This window comes from Pseudoalteromonas sp. MER144-MNA-CIBAN-0113, from assembly GCF_040308965.1.
Taxonomy (GTDB): Bacteria; Pseudomonadota; Gammaproteobacteria; order Enterobacterales; family Alteromonadaceae; genus Pseudoalteromonas; species Pseudoalteromonas tetraodonis.
In genome coordinates, this window is the sequence record NZ_JBEOOG010000093.1 from 1 (window position 1) to 13,995 (window position 13,995).

Below are 13,995 nucleotides of genomic sequence, written 5' to 3' on the forward strand. Positions count from 1 at the left end.
GTTAACTCTGGAGTAAACAACGCCCCCTTTTAGGGGGCTAATTCAAAGCCACCTTCTTTAGAAGGTGGATCTTTTACATAAAATAAGAGTACTATGAAAACTGCATATTGTGCTTTTTAGCATAAATAATAAACACCGGAATTTCGATTATTACGTAAGTTAAAAAAGTAAACCAAAACCAATTAACTTCAAATAGTAACCAGCTAAATTGCACGCCCGAGTTGTAATAAAGGCGAGATGCAATTAATAGCGTAATACCTGTTGCAAATAAATCTTGTACCGATACCTTTTTAAAGCTGCTGCCTGCAAAGCGCGGATAAATAAACCCGTAGCCAAGCGTTATCATAATGATGACTAATAACAATAAATTCAGTTCAGGGGTCATAGTGGTTTATATTGCCTCGCATATTCTATTCGCTCTTGAGAGCTTGGGTGCGTTGATAAATACTTTAACCAAGTATCATCAAGGGTCGCCTCTTGTGCTTTTAAATTATTTTCCAGTGCTTCAATTGCATCAGCAAAGTCGTGGTTAGAATATCCTAATTTTAAAAGATTTTTAATAGCATATTCATCGGCCTCTTGTTCCATATCTCGTGAAAACGCTTGTTGTAAAAAAGATGAACCAGAGCCAAGCACGACCTCTAATATCCCTTCTAAATCACCAAAAATAACTGCAAATACAACGGTGCTCGCTGCAGCTTGTGCTGCAAGGCGAATGCTGTGATGGTGCTGAACATGACCAATTTCATGAAGTAAAATAGCACGCAGGGCATCAGGTTCATTCTTTAATAGCTCAACAAGTTCGTCAGTCACAACAACCCGCCCATTAGGAAGAGCAAACGCATTAGCTGAAAAATAATCTGACTGATAAAAAGAGAGTCTAAATTTTGCACTGTCTAAATTGAGTGAGTTAAGCATTAAACGCCATTGTTGCTGTATTTCTGATTGCTTATTAGTAGAAAGTTGAGAAGGTTCTAATGCGACTTTTTCTATCACACTGAGCGTTTGCTCTCCCATCGTTTCAATTGTCGAGGCAGGTGCTATGTTAACGCTATATACGGCTACTGATGGTATTAAGCGGTATAAAATTAACCAAAGCAATAGGGGAATTAGCAGCACGGATGCAACAATAAGGACTTTATTTTTTTCTAAGCGTTCACTCAGCCCATGCTTTTTAAGCGCGAATGGCCACCTAAATTCTACATCTTGAGGAATAAATCGACCACCGTTAGCAAAAATTAACTCAGACGCCATGCCCGGTAGCGGACTATCAAGCTGGCAATCGTCTATTGTTGATGAAAGTAACGTCGTATTCTCAGAGTCAACAAGTGTTATTTGCTCATGGGAAAGGTGTGCATAGCTTTTAATATGCTGACTGCTATTAGGGTAATAATAACAGCCAAAAATAGGATAATTACTCATTAGGTGAGTGAAATATCAATATCAAACACATTGGCAGCTTCTTCAGCAAATGATGACTGCTCATTTTGTGCAACATCAATCAACGAAAGCGCACCGCTATAAATAGTGACCTCTGTAACCGATGCTAACAGCTTTGCTCTGCGTACTTTAGCCCATGGGTAGGCAAGTCCTAAAGTAAAAATAATTGCCAGTACATTGGTAAATAGTAAGATGGCATAGTCAATAGCTTTTAAGCTCGATTCAAAGGTAGCGACCTCTGTAAATTCGCTGTTATTAAAAATATGATTTCTAATAAGCGAATGATAAACAGCGCCTACCAGTGTTAAAAACGCAATATACAACGCAGCAATTAATAGCGGCACTACAATTGTCGAAAGGCTAAAGTTTTGTGTGTTTAAGTTATCGATCGTTAAGGCACTTGCACCAGCAAAAATGCCAAAAATAACTAAGCCACCAATTGCAACTCCTAGGGTAATAAGTGCAGCGATATAATAGCGTTCGCCCTTAAGGTTTACTGTGAGAGGTTTGTTTCCATAGCTGATGTTTTCATGCATATATTGGTCAATACGTTTTAATACATAAGGCAGTAACAAGTGCAATGTGAACACACTCGCAATAGGTAATAAAACAAAGTTAATAAATGCATCGCCGTAATTACCTGAAAAAGCAAAGCGCACATTACGATGGCGGGTCATACGCATGTTAAAGCGCAAACCTTGGTTAATGATCCATGGCAACAAAAATAAAAAACCAATAGCAAATAAAAGGCCTATCGCCGGTGCGAGGCTGCTTAGTATGGTGTAAATTAAAAACACGATTACCGCTAAAATGCGGCCTTTTAGAATTTGTATAGGAGTGGCTAGGTAGTCAAAGCTATGGCCGTCGATACGCGTATGACCGTAAAAATAACGGTAGGTGCGCACTTTTGCCCATGCCGAGTAAATTCCAAGCGTAAGTACGCTCAATAGTATATTGACTATCCAAATACCAAAAAACTCACCGCCTCTGCCGCTAAAATTTACTATGCCACTAAAAATGGGAGAGGCAGTTGGTGGTGTAGAGGGATTTGTTTCATTTGAAGTTGGGTGTATTGATTCCATTTAAAAAAAGTCCTTGTAATTTTTTGTAAATTTACCCTTTTTAGAGAATAAAAACAATCTTTATGATTAGCTAGCTTATTGTAAGTAGGCTAATTTTATTGCTTTTGCTGTTTATAGGGCTGCACTTTAAGTCACCTCTGGTATACTGTGCAGATAATTTAACGGGGCTGACATGATTTCAAAAAACCAACTTAAACTAATTCGCCAGCTTGGCCAAAAGAAGTACCGCAAGCAACTTAATCAATACCTTGTACAAGGCGAAAAAAATGTACTGGAGTTATTAAATAGCCCATTAAAAGTAACCGATGTGTTTGCAACGCAAAACTTTATTGATAATAACCAAAGCGCATACCCTCAAACGCATTTTATTACAGCAGATGAAGAGCAGCTAACAAAGGCCAGTACTTTAGTCAGTAATAATGCGGCTATTGCAGTTATTGATATGCCAAGCACCGTATTACCAGATGAAAACAGTTTAATATTGGCCTTAGATGGTGTATCTGATCCGGGTAATTTAGGTACCATCATTCGCGTGGCAGATTGGTACGGTATAAAACACATTGTTGCCAGCACCGACAGTGCCGATCCGTATAACCCAAAAACAATTAGCGCCACTATGGGGTCATTTGTTCGTGTATCGGTAAGCCAAGTTGATTTACCTAGCTATTTAACATCTTTGGATGTGCCTATTTATGGTGCATTTTTAGAGGGCGAGAATGTTCATCACTGTCAGTTTGCTGGGAAAGGGGTTTTATTAATGGGCAGCGAGTCACATGGCATACGCCAGCAGTGTGCCGCGCTTGTGAGTAATAAAATTACTATTCCCGCCTTTGGCGGTGCTGAATCGCTTAACGTGGCAATGGCAACGGGCATTATTTTAGATAACTTTAAACGCCAAGCTTAACCTTTTGCCTAAAAATAGGTTAAATTGTAAAAACTAACAAAAATAATAAAAATTGGTAAAACAAACAGATGCGCTTAAGCACTATAAAATTAGCGGGCTTTAAATCCTTTGTAGAGCCCACTAAAATTCCATTTCCGGATCAAATGACGTGTGTTGTCGGCCCTAATGGCTGTGGCAAATCGAACGTGATTGATGCGGTGCGATGGGTGCTTGGTGAAAGCTCAGCTAAAAATTTACGTGGCGATGCCATGACAGATGTTATTTTTAATGGCTCCACTAACCGCAAGCCCATCTCACAAGCTTCTGTTGAACTCATATTTGATAATACCCAAGGTAAATTACCCAATACCTTTGCTGATCGTAACCAAGTGGCTATTAAGCGTTTGGTAACTCGCGATGGCCAATCGCTGTACTTTTTAAATGGAAGCAAATGCCGCAAACGTGACATTACTGATATATTTTTAGGCACGGGGCTTGGGCCGCGAAGCTACGCTATTATTGAACAAGGGATGATCTCACGTTTAATAGAGAGCAAACCGCAAGAGCTACGTGTTTTCTTAGAAGAAGCCGCTGGGGTCTCTAAATACAAAGAGCGCCGCCGTGAAACACAAACACGCATAAAAAGCACCCGAGAAAACCTAGAGCGACTCCTCGATGTTCGCCAAGAGCTACAAAATCAACTCGATAAACTTGCAGTACAATCGGTTGAGGCTAAAAAATACCGCGAATTTAAAACCCAGGAACGCACCTTAAAGGGGCAAATAGCGGTATTAAAATGGCAAAAACTGCATCAGCAACAGCTTGATAAAAGTGCGCAAATCAAAAAGCTGGATGAACAAATCAGCTTTTTTAAAACGGCGCATTCAGGCCATGATGATGTTCTTGCAAGTCTTGAAGCTCAAGTACAAGTTCAGCAAGATAAACTTAATGATGCACAGCAACAGCAGCACCATACGCATACAGAATTGACTCGCGGTGAACAGCAGGCAATTAGTATTAAGCAACAAACGCTGTCACTGAAACAAAATTTAGCCAAGTTAGAGCAACAAAAAAATCAAAGTGAAGAAGTCAAAACGCAGCAACAAAGTCTCTGCCAAGAGTTAGATGACAGCTTGCAACAGGCTATTGAGCATCACTTAATGTGTAGCGAGCAAGTTATAGAGCTTACCGATGAGGTTAATCGGCTGCTGGAGATTAAAAATGCCGACACATCACACTGGCAATCACTAACAGAAGATTATCAACAATTGCATAATCAGCAGTTAGCGCATACCAACGCAGTAAAACATACAGAACAGAAAATCAGTTATGTTAAGCAACAACTAACGCAGCTTGATGAGCAAATAGATGAGTTAAAACGCAGTGAGATAGAGCAGCAATTAACTCAGCAACAACAGCACAGACAAGTCCTGACTGAGCAGCTAGCGAAAGCGCAAACGGCTCACAGTAAAGGCCAAACTGCGCAAACTGCTCAGCAGCAACAGCTAGATGATGCACAGCAAGATTGGCAGCATTTATCTCAGCAAGTAAATGAATTAAAAGCCGGTATAGCGGGGCTACAAACTACTCTTGGGCTTGAAAAAAGCAGCGATGAAAGTTTAACCTTATTTAAGCAGTTAACTGTTCAGTCGGGATATGAGTTTTTAGTCGAGCAGGCGCTGTCATCACTTGAGCACATTCATATATCACAAGGTAAAGCAGAAAATAGCACGTGGGAAATTGCATCGCAGTCTGCAGCTAAGCACAGTATTGCCGCGTTTATTACCTCAGGTGTGTATCCTGAGTTATTAAATCATATTGCTTATGATGAAGCCGGCGATATAAGCGCACTTAACGACAATAGTTATATTGCGGTTATAGATAAGCAAGGGGCATTACACGGTCGAAACTGGCATGTAAGTGGCGATAAAAATGCAGAAAATTCCTTATTATTAATGCACAAAAAACTCAAGCAGCAAGAAACCTTACTTGAGCAACAACAACAGGCATTGACGAACGCACACTCCACGCTTGAAGAACATAAAACGCAGGCTGCATTGTTAACTGTTCAGCAAAATGAGCGCAAAGACACTATTCATCAATTAGCACAACAACTTGCTGTAGCAACAACGCGTGGCGATATGCTTAAAGCGCAAGCTGATCAGCATCTGCAGCAGCTAACAAAATTACAACAACAGCGTCTGCCTCTGCTAGAGCAACAACAGCAGTTAAGCGAATTATTGAGCGAAGAGCTCGATAAAAATGAACAGCTTGCACAGCAGTTACAGGCTTTAGCTGAAGAGCTTAACCAAGCCGATAGCACACGAATAAATAGTGATGAACGTTACAAACAAGCTTTGAATAATGCTGAACAATATAAAACACTAGCGCATCAGGCAAACCTTAATGAGCAAAAAGCACGAAGTGAATGGCAGCTCAGTCAAACAAAACTTAGCCATGCTGTACAGGCGCTTGCAACTGCTGCAGAGGGTGCGCAAGAGATAATAGAGCAGATTGAAGCGTTACTTATTCCTGAGCAAGAGCTTGCAGAGAGTATTGAGCAATTATTAGTACAGCACCAACAAGGCGAACAAACCCTTGTGGATATTCAGCAGCAGTTAGCTCAAGCAAAACAAGAATTACAAAACAAACAAGCGAGTTTAAAAACGTCACAAGCTGAGCTGGTGGCATTGCAAGAGCAGCATCAAAAGCTGAGTATTGAAGAACAAAGCTTATTAATTAAAGCGCAAGCGGTACTAGAGCCACTTAGTGAGCTTAATCAAAATTTAAAACAGGTATTAGCAGAGCTTCCTGCAGAGTTGTCATTAAATGCAGCGCAAAATCAACTTGCTGGAGTCAGTAATCAGCTAGAGCAATTAGGAGCCGTTAACCTTGCAGCCATTGATGAATTTGAACAAGCTAAGCAAAGAAGTGATTATTTAAATAATCAGCTGGATGATTTAACCCAAGCATTAACAGCTTTAGAAGGCGCTATTCATAAAATAGATCGTGAAACAAAAACGCGCTTTAAGTCTACGTTTGATCAGGTAAATCACGATTTTGGCCAGCTTTTCCCCAAAGTGTTTGGCGGCGGCAGTGCTTACTTAGAATTAACCAGTGACGATTTACTCGAAAGTGGTGTTAGTATAATGGCAAGGCCACCAGGTAAAAAAAATTCGACAATTCATTTGTTAAGTGGTGGAGAAAAAGCGCTGAGCGCATTATCATTGGTGTTTTCTATATTCAGGCTCAATCCAGCTCCATTCTGTATGCTGGACGAGGTAGATGCTCCATTAGATGATGCCAATGTGGTTCGTTTTTGCCGTTTGGTTGAAGAAATGTCACAATCTGTGCAGTTTATTTATATTAGTCATAATAAAATTGCAATGGAAATGGCGGGTAGATTAACGGGTGTAACCATGGCAGAGCCCGGCGTGTCGCGCATGGTTGCTGTGGATATTGAACAAGCGGTGCAACTTGCACATGCATAATTTTATAGTCATTTGCTGGTTATTTTAGGTAAAATGATGGCTGTTAGGCATATTAATAATAAAAGGTGAGGGGATGGCCGAAGAATTAAGATGGGTTTTAATTGTGATCAGTGTATTTGTCATTGGTGGCTTATTAATACACGGTTTGTGGTCAGTAAGAAAAAAAGAGAATGCTGAACTCCCTGCAAATGAGCGAGTCGAGCCTGTTCAAGAACAGCAGCCTTCATCTGTACATACTGAGCCACAAGAGCCAACGTTAGCGCAACGAGAAGAGCCACAAATGAGCGAGTTAAACTTCAGCGCTGATGAACCACAGATAGACGAAAGTCCAGTAAATACAACTATCGAGGATGACCTTGAAGTGGTAACAGAAGAGGCCGCAGACACACAACAAGATGCCCCTAAAGACGTTGCAGACTTTGTCATTGTGCATATTCAAATGCCAGAAGGGCTCACTATGCAAGGCAGTAAATTACTGCCTGCTGTTAACACGCTAGGTTTTAAATATTCAGAAGAAGGCTTTTTTAATCGCCACCTAGACCCAGCAGGCCAAGGGCCGGTGTTATTTAGGCTGGTGAATATGTATAACCCAGGCACGTTCGATATTGATAATATGGAACAATTTAGCACCGCTGGGGTGAGCTTATTTATGACTCTGCCATGCGATGGCGACGGTTTAGCCGCGTTTAACATGCTGCACAGCGCCGCTAAAAAAATAGCGGATGAATTTGGTGCCGATATTTTAGATGCAGAGCGAAATGTAATGACGGTAGAGCGTATTCGTCAATATGTTGAACAGGTTCGCGCATTTTCTGCGTAACATACGCATAAGTTAAATTTTGTAAGCCACTGGGCGTTCACTCGTCAAAGTGGCTTTTTTTATGTTTTTTGAGGTCTACATGACAAGCAGCATTAGTGAGCAAATTAATCATCTTCGTACCACGCTTGAGCAACACAATTATAGTTATTATGTGCTTGATACACCCAGCATACCTGATGCCGAATATGATCGCTTGTTACGGACACTAAGTGAATTAGAAACCCAGCACCCTGAGTTTTTAACAGCCGATTCACCCACTCAAAAAGTTGGAGGAGCGGCGCTTGCCAAGTTTGAGCAAGTAGCGCACCAAGTGCCTATGTTATCGCTTGATAACGCCTTTGGTGAGGATGAATTTAGCGGTTTTAATCGTCGTATTAAAGAGCGCTTAATGAGCACTGAGGAGCTTACATTTTGCTGTGAGCCTAAACTGGATGGTTTAGCGGTATCGATTATTTATCGAGATGGAGTACTGGTTCAAGCGGCGACCCGTGGCGATGGTTTTACTGGCGAAAATATTACTCAAAATGTAAAAACAATCCGCAATGTGCCATTAAAATTGCGCGGTGATGATTACCCTCGTGAACTTGAAGTGCGCGGTGAGGTATTTATGGATAGCGCGGGCTTTGAAAAATTAAATGCAGAGGCAGAAAAACGTGGCGATAAAATCTTTGTTAATCCACGTAATGCGGCGGCAGGAAGTTTACGCCAGCTCGACTCAAAAATTACCGCAAAACGCCCATTGATGTTTTATGCCTACAGCACCGGATTAGTTGCCGATGGCACCTTACCTGAAGATCACTATCAGCAACTTGCTAAGCTTACCGATTGGGGATTACCGCTGTGTCCAGAAACCAAATTAGTTGAAGGCCCAAAGGCTGCGCTTGCCTATTACAATGACATTTTAACGCGTCGTAGCGAGCTAAAATATGAAATAGATGGCGTAGTAATAAAGGTAAATAAAAAAGCCTTACAAGAGCGCTTAGGCTTTGTAGCTCGTGCACCGCGTTGGGCAATCGCTTATAAATTTCCGGCTCAAGAAGAAATAACGCAATTGTTAGATGTTGAATTTCAAGTAGGGCGTACAGGGGCAATTACACCAGTAGCAAGACTAGAACCAGTATTTGTTGGGGGTGTTACGGTATCAAATGCAACGCTGCATAATGCCGACGAAATAGCTCGTTTAGGCGTTAAAGTGGGCGACACTGTGATTATTCGCCGCGCTGGGGATGTTATCCCGCAAATTACTCAAGTGGTACTTGAGCAACGCCCAAGCGATGCAAAAGAAATTGTCTTTCCAACTATGTGCCCCATTTGTGACTCGCATATTGAACGGGTTGAAGGTGAAGCCGTTGCACGTTGTACCGGTGGCTTAGTATGCCAAGCACAACGTAAACAAGCGATTAAGCATTTTGCATCGCGTAAGGCATTAGATATTGACGGCTTGGGCGACAAAATTGTTGATCAATTAGTTGACCGAGAGCTGATCAAAACCCCAGCTGATTTATTTATTTTAAAGCAGGGACATTTTGAATCACTTGAACGAATGGGGCCAAAATCAGCAAAAAACTTAGTTGCCGCACTTGATGATGCAAAAACGACTACCTTAGCAAAGTTTTTATATTCACTGGGTATTCGTGAAGTCGGTGAGGCAACCGCGCAAAACTTAGCTAATCATTTTTTAACGCTTGAAAACGTAATCGATGCCAGCATTGAACAGCTGATTGAAGTAAGCGATGTAGGTGAAATAGTGGCAAAGCACGTGCGTGGCTTTTTTACTGAAGAGCATAATTTAACCGTGGTGAACGAATTAATAGCCCAAGGCATAAACTGGCCACAGCTAACAGCGCCATCAGAGCAAGAACAACCGCTAGCGGGTTTAACTTATGTGCTAACTGGGACGCTTAATACGCTTAATCGCAATGATGCGAAAGCGCGCCTACAACAATTAGGTGCCAAGGTATCTGGCAGTGTTTCAGCCAAAACGGATGCGCTAGTGGCGGGCGAAAAAGCCGGCTCTAAACTAACTAAAGCGCAAGAACTCGGTATAGAAATACTGACAGAGGATGATTTAATTACTTTGTTAGAGACTCATAATGGCTAGTTTTACAAATATACTTAATACCTTGTTAATTGACCTAGGCCAGTGGCTACAAGGCTATTTGTCGCATTTATCATTGCTTTTGATGGTGTGCTTAGTGTCGCTTTATGCGGATGACATTTTAAAGCTCACCAAAGGCGTGGTAGCTAGGCGTCACTTTATTATAAGAGTGGCATGTTTTGTGTTGATCACCGCGTTTGGGTTTGGTTTATTAGTGGTGTGGTTAAGCCCACTGCTAACTAAAGCCTTACTGTTTTTTGGTACTAAGTGGTTAGGGCTCACATTATTAGCTGCATTTTTTATTTTGGGCACTATTGCCGATAGGAAAAACCAGTTGTGAGCCGTTATGGACCTGAATACTGGGATAAATATGGTAGCTATCGTACACCAATAGCGTTTCATTTTAGTATTTTAGTGTTACTGCGGGCCTATTTTATTTGGGTGATTGCCGCGCTGAGCCGTCGTCCTGAACTTGATCTAATGTCATTGTTTTTTAAATCAAAAAATGATTTTTTTATTGCCATAGCAATTGGTGCTGTGGCAATTGTACCCACTATTTTGTTTTGTTTACGCAGACCCAGAGACTCGCATCAAGCTACGAAACGGTTAGCGCGTATTTGGCGGTATATGCGTTGGCCGCTGATTGCGTGTGCATTAATTGATTTGTCGTGGTTAAGTATTCAGGCTGCCCATAGCCACTATCGCTTCTCATTATTTTTAGCTGTACAAATGGTAATCGTATTGTGGGTGTTGTGGTATTTGGCAAAAAGTCGTTACTTAAGTGTTTTTTTTAGTGATTGGCCCGAGCCGACAGAAAAAGCAACCGATAAAAAGTAAGCGAGATTATGCATAGTATCAATAAAAAAATAGCACTAGTAATCGCTTTAATAGGGCTCGTAATTATAGCGTGTGGCTACTTTTTTTCTTTAGGGGAACACCTTTGGTTTAAAGCTGCCTTAGTAATGTGGGTTGTGGTGTTTTGTTCGTGTTGTTACCGATTAACGCCGTTGTTTAAAATGCGCAATCCGCTGCGTAATTTTATTCAACGCGATGCGCAGCACTTATTTGTTTTTAGTTTAACAGGGCTGTTTGATAAAAAAAATGGCCCGCATTGGTTAGTCATCAGCAATATTGAGTTAATAGAGATAAAAGACGATGAGCTAATAGTGCATAGTAATAATGACAGGCAATTAAGCGTGAGTATTCCTGGTAGTCAAGCTCAATTACACGCTTATATAAGCCGTATACTTACAGCAACAGAGAAGCACCATATAGTGTTTAAATAGCGTTGATCGTGGTATTAGCCACGGACGTAATGATAGGCTGTCAGCCAATGCTTTTGGCTCAGTATGAAGCAAATTAATAACGCAATGAGGTTGTTATGTTGAAATGGAACGATATTGTTAATTTTGCCAACCATGGCAATCCAACACCGGTTCGAAAAGTGGTTAAAACAGATCAGCAATGGCGCGAACTGTTAAACGAAGAGCAATATTATGTGACCCGTAAAAAGGGAACTGAACGACCAAATAGTTCGAGTAGTTGCACACTATTAGAACCGGGAAAGTACGTATGTGTGTGTTGTGACAACCTACTGTTTGATGCGGATGAAAAGTTTGATAGTGGCACAGGATGGCCTTCATTTACCCAACCTGCAACGGTTGATGCGATAGGGTATGCAATGGATAACAGCCATGGCATGGAGCGAGTTGAAGTTGTTTGTAATGTGTGTGATGCGCATTTAGGGCATATTTTCCCTGATGGGCCACTTCCTACTGGTTTACGCTACTGTGTAAACGCACTGGCAATGAAAAAGCTCTAGGGTCTGTTGACCTTTCAAGGTTAAATTTGCAGCGGTCTGTTTGGGATTTAGGCAAGGCCGCGCCTATGTGGTGTGGTTACTCCCCATAAATAGGCGATAACGTAGCATTAATGCCAAACAGGCTCTAACTAATCTCTAGTTTCATTTCTTTAGCAATCTGAAGTAGTTTATCGAACCGCTCTGATTGCTCTTCTGCTAAGGGGGATTTTTTTAATAGTTTAAAGCACTTTTGGGCCAACAGACTATTGAAAGAGTCACCATGTTTTTTTGACTTATCCACTAAACATTGCAATAAATTAAGCGCAATACTTGGATTGTGTGGCATGACTCTAAATGCTTGGCTGAATGCCTCTAAGGCAACATTTAATTGGCCGCGCTCAAACTGCTTAACAGCATGATTATTGAGCTCTTTCGGCCCCATTTTAATATCACGTCTTTCACTTTGCTGTTGCTGTATATAACGCAAGTAAGTAGCATCGCTTCTACTTGGGTGACGTTCGCAATGATCAATTATTTGGCTAAATAGCGCTTGCGCCTTTTGGTGAAAACCTAATTCATGCAGTGCTTTTGCCTTGTCTAGGGCACCATCTACTGAACGTATTTGAGTATCGCTGTCATCAAGTTGCTCAATGAGCTGTTTCGCTTTTTTATGTTCATCTTTTAAATAATAAAGGCGTGCATTGAGCACATCAATTTGGGTTTGCGCATTACTGGTTGGGAATTGTGTTTTTAACTCATTAATATATTTATTTGTTTGACGAGAGATCCTGTTTATTTGGTCAGTTTGATCTGTGGTCAATGCAAAATCAATCCCAGCACGAGCAGCATTTAAATAAATGTCTGGGCTATCATGCATAGAGTACTTAGCGTAAGTGGCAATATCTTTTTGAGTTAAGTAGCTGGTTTCGTAATCTCTATTAATGAGCGATACGCTGTTAAGTGATTTTTGACGGTCTATATTACGTGGGGCAATATGTGCAGCTTGGCTTAAAAAGTCTTGGGCTAAATCAAATTGGTTTAGTTTTATTTCTAAACGCCCCAATAAGTCTAAGGCTATAAGTCGAGTCTCATTACGTTCAAGTATTGTTTTAAGCATGCGCTGAGCCAAAATATGCTCATTGTTAGCAATTAAGGCTTCTACCAGTCCTACTTTTGCCCATGCAAACTTTTGCATATTCAAAACTGACTTAAAAAAATCTTTCGCTTCTTGGTTTTGTTTTAGCGCCAGTAAAATATTGCCTTTTAATCTAAGTAGAATAGGGCTGTATTTATTACTTTTATCGAGTTGGGCATTAATTTGTTTCAATGCTTTAGACTGGTTATCGTCATCAATTAAAGTGTATATAGCTTTTAAGTCGCTTTTACGTTTGAGAATACGCTCTATGCGCACTCTTAACTCTTGTACAGAGAAGGGTTTTACTAAAAAGTCATCGGGTTGAAGTTCTAATACACTGTGAACTAACTCTCCGCTAGTTTCCGCAGATGTAAAAATAAACCCAGTAGAGTGTTTTATTAATGCTTTAGCGCGTAATTCTTCATAAAGCTGGTAGCCATCTTGGCGTTTGCTTAGATTAAAAGAGCAAATTACCAAGTCAAATTCTTCATGTAAGCATTGTTCTTTTGCCGCTAGAGCATGATCTGCAAAACGCATATGTCCAAAGCCAATTTTTTCGAGCGACTGTTTCATGTAGCTTTGAGCAAGTGGCTGCTCTTCTACAATCAGTATTTTTGCTTCATTGAAAATATTTTTAGACATTGGCTTAAGCGTAATTGAATTTAACACAGACTATAATCAACAGTTTAGACGCTTACAAGGTAATTTAAAGATTCGCCTCGAAGATGAGAGCTTATTAAGCAAATTAATTCTAAAGGTTTATATTTTTACCTTAAAAGAGCTAAAAACCCATTTAAAGTAAATGAATAGCACGCGTAATAAAGTAAGTTTAAACAAAATGATTTTGGAGATAATAAAACTCGAAAGATAAATTTTTGGTATGTGATTGGAATACTGATTTTTTGAAACCGAAGAATTACTTGGTAACGAATTTCTAAATGGTAATTAATACTGAACTTGAACTAAAAGAGTGGAGGATAATTAATATTAAAATGGAAGGTGGTACTGGAGGATTTAGATTTTTGTAATATGCACCATTCAAAGAATGGTGGGTCGTACTGGACTTGAACCAGTGACCCTCGCCTTGTAAGGGCGATGCTCTCCCAACTGAGCTAACGACCCATATTACAAATTTACACATGACTATTAACATAATAATAGAATTTATATGTGGTGGGTGATACTGGACTTGAACCAGTGACCCTCGCCTTGTAAGGGCGATGCTCTCCCAACTGAGCTAATCAC

At 40.5% G+C, this 13,995-nt stretch carries 12 protein-coding genes and 1 tRNA gene; 8 read left to right on the forward strand and 5 right to left on the reverse strand.

Going from position 1 to position 13,995, the window contains the following annotated elements:
* Nucleotides 1-91: 91 nt before the first annotated feature.
* Genes AAEY57_RS17200 through AAEY57_RS17210 form a run of 3 tightly spaced genes read right to left on the reverse strand, consistent with a single transcriptional unit; the run spans nt 92 to nt 2,522 of the window.
* On the reverse strand, nt 92-385 hold the full coding sequence (locus AAEY57_RS17200; protein ID WP_138765446.1) for a hypothetical protein: 294 nt from the start codon (nt 383-385) through the stop codon (nt 92-94).
* The gene (locus AAEY57_RS17205) at nt 382-1,422 is read right to left on the reverse strand and encodes a M48 family metallopeptidase (protein WP_138765447.1); all 1,041 of its coding nucleotides are present in this window, start codon (nt 1,420-1,422) and stop codon (nt 382-384) included. The genes AAEY57_RS17200 and AAEY57_RS17205 overlap by 4 nt, the downstream gene beginning before the upstream one ends.
* The gene (locus AAEY57_RS17210; RefSeq protein ID WP_138765448.1) at nt 1,422-2,522 is read right to left on the reverse strand and encodes a YjgN family protein; all 1,101 of its coding nucleotides are present in this window, start codon (nt 2,520-2,522) and stop codon (nt 1,422-1,424) included. The genes AAEY57_RS17205 and AAEY57_RS17210 overlap by 1 nt, the downstream gene beginning before the upstream one ends.
* A gap of 172 nt (nt 2,523-2,694) precedes the next feature.
* Here AAEY57_RS17210 and AAEY57_RS17215 point away from each other — a divergent pair, with 172 nt between their 5' ends.
* The 8 genes from AAEY57_RS17215 (at nt 2,695) to msrB (ending at nt 11,636) form a co-directional block, all read left to right on the forward strand.
* A complete protein-coding gene (locus AAEY57_RS17215; RefSeq protein WP_138765449.1) occupies nt 2,695-3,426 on the forward strand; it encodes a TrmH family RNA methyltransferase in 732 nt (243 codons plus the stop codon).
* A gap of 68 nt (nt 3,427-3,494) precedes the next feature.
* A complete protein-coding gene (locus AAEY57_RS17220; protein ID WP_138765450.1) occupies nt 3,495-6,896 on the forward strand; it encodes a chromosome segregation SMC family protein in 3,402 nt (1,133 codons plus the stop codon).
* A gap of 73 nt (nt 6,897-6,969) precedes the next feature.
* Complete coding sequence (gene zipA, locus AAEY57_RS17225) at nt 6,970-7,716, forward strand: cell division protein ZipA (RefSeq protein ID WP_138765451.1); 747 nt, start codon at nt 6,970-6,972, stop codon at nt 7,714-7,716.
* 79 nt (nt 7,717-7,795) lie between these two features.
* Nucleotides 7,796-9,817 (forward strand): NAD-dependent DNA ligase LigA, encoded by a 2,022-nt coding sequence (gene ligA, locus AAEY57_RS17230; RefSeq protein ID WP_064662932.1) that lies wholly within the window; start codon nt 7,796-7,798, stop codon nt 9,815-9,817.
* Complete coding sequence (locus AAEY57_RS17235; RefSeq protein ID WP_028834947.1) at nt 9,810-10,154, forward strand: DUF3392 family protein; 345 nt, start codon at nt 9,810-9,812, stop codon at nt 10,152-10,154. The genes ligA and AAEY57_RS17235 overlap by 8 nt, the downstream gene beginning before the upstream one ends.
* The gene (locus AAEY57_RS17240; protein ID WP_138765452.1) at nt 10,151-10,651 is read left to right on the forward strand and encodes a DUF2919 domain-containing protein; all 501 of its coding nucleotides are present in this window, start codon (nt 10,151-10,153) and stop codon (nt 10,649-10,651) included. Before AAEY57_RS17235 ends, AAEY57_RS17240 begins: the two co-directional genes overlap by 4 nt.
* Before the next feature lie 8 nt (nt 10,652-10,659).
* A complete protein-coding gene (locus tag AAEY57_RS17245) occupies nt 10,660-11,100 on the forward strand; it encodes a hypothetical protein (RefSeq protein WP_138765453.1) in 441 nt (146 codons plus the stop codon).
* Between the two features lie 95 nt (nt 11,101-11,195).
* Nucleotides 11,196-11,636, forward strand: a complete 441-nt coding sequence (msrB, locus tag AAEY57_RS17250) for a peptide-methionine (R)-S-oxide reductase MsrB (RefSeq protein WP_138765454.1) — start codon at nt 11,196-11,198, stop codon at nt 11,634-11,636.
* Nucleotides 11,637-11,760: 124 nt separating this feature from the next.
* On the opposite strand, the gene AAEY57_RS17255 is transcribed toward msrB, so the two are convergent.
* Both AAEY57_RS17255 and AAEY57_RS17260 read right to left on the reverse strand, forming a co-directional pair.
* Nucleotides 11,761-13,392: a response regulator gene (locus tag AAEY57_RS17255; RefSeq protein WP_138765455.1), complete on the reverse strand. Its 1,632-nt coding sequence runs from the start codon at nt 13,390-13,392 to the stop codon at nt 11,761-11,763.
* A gap of 404 nt (nt 13,393-13,796) precedes the next feature.
* Nucleotides 13,797-13,872, reverse strand: a tRNA-Val gene (locus AAEY57_RS17260).
* Nucleotides 13,873-13,995 lie beyond the last annotated feature (123 nt).

Coding starts and splice junctions, on each gene's coding strand:
- AAEY57_RS17200 (WP_138765446.1), bottom strand. CDS start 385: ATGACCCCTGAACTGAATTTATTGTTATTAGTCATCATTATGATAACG.
- AAEY57_RS17205 (WP_138765447.1), bottom strand. CDS start 1,422: ATGAGTAATTATCCTATTTTTGGCTGTTATTATTACCCTAATAGCAGT.
- AAEY57_RS17210 (WP_138765448.1), bottom strand. CDS start 2,522: ATGGAATCAATACACCCAACTTCAAATGAAACAAATCCCTCTACACCA.
- AAEY57_RS17215 (WP_138765449.1), top strand. CDS start 2,695: ATGATTTCAAAAAACCAACTTAAACTAATTCGCCAGCTTGGCCAAAAG.
- AAEY57_RS17220 (WP_138765450.1), top strand. CDS start 3,495: ATGCGCTTAAGCACTATAAAATTAGCGGGCTTTAAATCCTTTGTAGAG.
- zipA (WP_138765451.1), top strand. CDS start 6,970: ATGGCCGAAGAATTAAGATGGGTTTTAATTGTGATCAGTGTATTTGTC.
- ligA (WP_064662932.1), top strand. CDS start 7,796: ATGACAAGCAGCATTAGTGAGCAAATTAATCATCTTCGTACCACGCTT.
- AAEY57_RS17235 (WP_028834947.1), top strand. CDS start 9,810: ATGGCTAGTTTTACAAATATACTTAATACCTTGTTAATTGACCTAGGC.
- AAEY57_RS17245 (WP_138765453.1), top strand. CDS start 10,660: ATGCATAGTATCAATAAAAAAATAGCACTAGTAATCGCTTTAATAGGG.
- msrB (WP_138765454.1), top strand. CDS start 11,196: ATGTTGAAATGGAACGATATTGTTAATTTTGCCAACCATGGCAATCCA.
- AAEY57_RS17255 (WP_138765455.1), bottom strand. CDS start 13,392: ATGTCTAAAAATATTTTCAATGAAGCAAAAATACTGATTGTAGAAGAG.